Below are 3194 nucleotides of genomic sequence, written 5' to 3' on the forward strand. Positions count from 1 at the left end.
TCTCGTTGCCCGGCTACACCGTTCTCTACGTGCAGGACGTGGTCAAGCAGGGTCCCGCTATCGCCGGCGGCGTCCTCGCGGCGACGCAGGTGACCGGCAGTATCGGCCGCATCGGTGCCGGAAGCCTCGCCGACCGACTCGGCGGGGCGCGCGGGGCGGCGACAGTCGCGCTCGTCCAACTCGCCGGTTCCGTCGGTCTGTTCGCCCTCCTCGCGGTGACGGGCGGGTCGCTCGCGCTCTCAGTCGCCGTGTTCGTCGCGCTCGGCCTCACCATCCACGGTTCGACCGGTGTCTTCTACTCGTGTCTGAGCGCCGTCGTCGACGACGGCGACATTGGAGCAGCGACTGCCGGCGGACAAACCGCGCTCAACATCGGCGGCCTGCTCGCACCGCCACTTTTCGGAACCGTAGTCCAGTTCGTCGGCTACGGGGCCGGATGGGCGCTCGTCGCAGCCTCGACGGTCCTTGCGACCGCGCTCCTGTTCGTGGTGAGACGGCGACTCTGAAAAGCACCCCCGTGTCCATTGCTGGCGGACATTTTTGTACTGAAACGGCGCAATCCCGGCCCATGTACGACGACGTCCGACCGTGGAGTATCACCACCGAACTACCAGCGTTTATGCCGGTGACGACGTGAGTATCGAACTGATGGACGGACCCGTCCCCGAACTCACCGAGCACGCAGCGGCGTGTGCGGACCGACTCCGCGACGCCGACCGGGTGCTTCTCGCCTCGCACATCGACGCCGACGGGTTGACGAGCGCTGGCATCGCCTCGGCGGCACTCGAACGCGCCGGAATCCCGTTCGAGACGGTGTTTTGTCGCCAACTCGACGAGGCGGCCGTCGCCGATATCGCCGCCACTGACTACGACACCGTTCTCTTCACCGACTTCGGCAGTGGCCCACTCGATATCATCGTCGAGTACGAGGACGCGGGCGACTTCCACCCGGTCATCGCTGACCACCACCAACCCGCCGACGGCGTCGAGACCGAACACCACCTGAACCCGCTTCGGTTCGGACTCGACGGCGCGACCGAACTCTCCGGGGCAGGCGCGAGTTACGTCCTCGCTCGCGCGCTCGAACCGGCGGGCGGAGACAATCGAGACCTCGCGGCTCTCGCGGTCGTCGGGGCGGTGGGCGACATGCAGGACTCGAACGGCGAACTCCACGGAGCCAACACGGGCATCGTCGACGAGGGCGTCGAAGCCGGCGTCGTCGAAGAAGGAACCGACCTTCGTATCTACGGTCGCCAGACCCGTGCCCTCCCAAAGCTGCTCCAGTATGCGACTGACGTTCGCATCCCCGGCATCTCGAACAACGAAGCCGGCGCAATCGAGTTCCTGACCGAACTCGACGTTCCGTGCCGTGACGACGACGGCGAGTGGAAACGGTGGGTCGACCTCACCGGCGACGAGCGACAGACGCTCGCCAGCGCACTGATGCGCCGCGCCATCGCCAGCGGCGTTCCCGCCTCGCGCATCGACGACCTCGTAGGGACGACCTACGTACTCTCCCGCGAGAAAGAAGGAACCGAACTTCGCGACGTGAGCGAGTTTTCGACGCTCCTGAACGCGACGGCGCGCTACGACCGGGCGGACGTGGGTCTCGCAGTCTGTCTCGGCGAGCGCGACCGCGCACTCGATAGGGCGCGCAGGCTCCTTCGAAATCACCGCAAAAACCTCTCGAACGGGCTTCAGTGGGTGAAAGAACACGGCGTGAGTGTGGAAGAAAACCTCCAGTGGTTCGACGCGGGCGACGAGATACGCGAGACCATCGTCGGCATCGTCGCGGGGATGGCCGTTGGTACCAACGCGACGCGAAACGGAATTCCGGTGTTGGCCTTCGCCGAGAACGAAGACGGCGACGTGAAGGTCTCCTCGCGCGGGTCGTACGTGATGGTCAGAAACGGTCTCGACCTCTCTGCTGTCATGCGCGAGGCATCCCGTGCAGTCGGCGGCGACGGTGGCGGTCACGACGTTGCCGCGGGCGCGACGATTCCGAAGGGTGAAGTGGCGGCGTTTATCGCCGAAGCCGACCGCATCGTCGGCGAGCAGTTAGGGTAGGAGCCACAAACAACTATTCTACGGCCACGAGAGTGTCGGCAATGGCACACGGCGTCTACGGATTCGACCACGTCGCCCTTCCCGTCTCGAACCTCGAAAGAGCGGTCTCGTTCTACACCGAGGTACTCGGTCTGCCGTCGGTGGACAAACGAAACCCAGCAGACGGAACGTACCACTGGGTTCGCGTCGGACAAGGGCAATCACTCAATCTTGCCGAGACAGCCGAGGGCGACGACGTGCGGCCGGGCCACGTTTCGTTCGCCGCACCGGAGTCGTTTCTGGACTCGCTCCGCGAACGACTCAACGAGGAGGGAATCGGCTTCCGCGACACCGATACGAGTCTCTATTTCACAGACCCCGACGGAAACGAACTCGAAGTAACGTGCTGGCGGGAGTCGCGACTTCGCGAGAGCGGCGCGAGTCACTGGTAAGTGTAGTTCTGCTGTTTCTGAAGCTAGATACTAACGCCATCGTCCGATTGTGAGTGAGCGATCCGTTTTCTATATCGCATTATAGGGTTTATTCCCTAAGAGCCAACGGACCTCATCGAAGCCACAACACCCCAGTCTCACCCGTTGAAATGCGCGAAATCCTCATATTGGATGCTTGTGTATGACATGATACCGGTCCGCATGGCCGGTTCGGGGTAAGACGATGGCGTCCGCGAGAACAAACAGATTCGAATACGACTACCCGGTTGGCTACGAACCGGAGGTACAAACAGAGACGGTCGAACTGGACCGTCGAACCGTCGAGCGACTCGATGCGCTGTGCGAGGACGAGGAGTCGTACGACGAACTAATCAACGAACTGGTTTCCACCTTTACGGCGAGCGAACTTCTCGCCGCCCGCGTGGACAGTCCACTCATCGAGTGACGTGCTGCGTCACTCAATTTTCGGCATCTGAGACGTACTGCGAGTGGAATCACCGGGTTTCGACCGTTAGCCGTCAGTAAAATCACCGTTCGTCCGTTAGCCCCTGATAAATCAATACGCGCTATACAGAATCCGATAAACACAGACAGTCAGAACTTCGGAGGATGGATTATTTTTGCGCGTTTCTAGGCCTCTTCGTGGTTCGGACAGGCCACATCGGTGTCGCATCAACGATCGACCTCGGTGAGACG

The 3194-nt window shown here is 62.3% G+C and carries 4 protein-coding genes; all 4 read left to right on the top strand.

Translation table 11 applies throughout. The features are described from left to right. Positions 1 to 506, top strand: a 506-nt coding sequence (locus QT222_RS03815; RefSeq protein WP_491476359.1) for an MFS transporter, incomplete at its 5' end; no start/stop codon positions are given. A gap of 142 nt (positions 507 to 648) precedes the next feature. Further along, a complete protein-coding gene (recJ, locus tag QT222_RS03820; protein ID WP_491476360.1) occupies positions 649 to 2067 on the top strand; it encodes a RecJ family nuclease in 1419 nt (472 codons plus the stop codon). Between the two features lie 41 nt (positions 2068 to 2108). After that, entirely contained in the window at positions 2109 to 2498 is a 390-nt protein-coding gene (locus QT222_RS03825; protein WP_491476361.1) for a VOC family protein, read from the top strand. A 223-nt stretch (positions 2499 to 2721) separates the two neighbouring features. Further along, positions 2722 to 2943 (top strand): DUF7557 family protein, encoded by a 222-nt coding sequence (locus QT222_RS03830; protein ID WP_004058670.1) that lies wholly within the window; start codon positions 2722 to 2724, stop codon positions 2941 to 2943. The last annotated feature ends 251 nt before the right edge of the window (positions 2944 to 3194 follow it).

The organism is Haloferax sp. s1 (assembly GCF_058382125.1).

Excerpts from the sequence above, each read along its gene's own strand:
- recJ (WP_491476360.1), top strand. The coding sequence starts at position 649 with ATGGACGGACCCGTCCCCGAACTCACCGAGCACGCAGCGGCGTGTGCG.
- QT222_RS03825 (WP_491476361.1), top strand. The coding sequence starts at position 2,109 with ATGGCACACGGCGTCTACGGATTCGACCACGTCGCCCTTCCCGTCTCG.
- QT222_RS03830 (WP_004058670.1), top strand. The coding sequence starts at position 2,722 with ATGGCGTCCGCGAGAACAAACAGATTCGAATACGACTACCCGGTTGGC.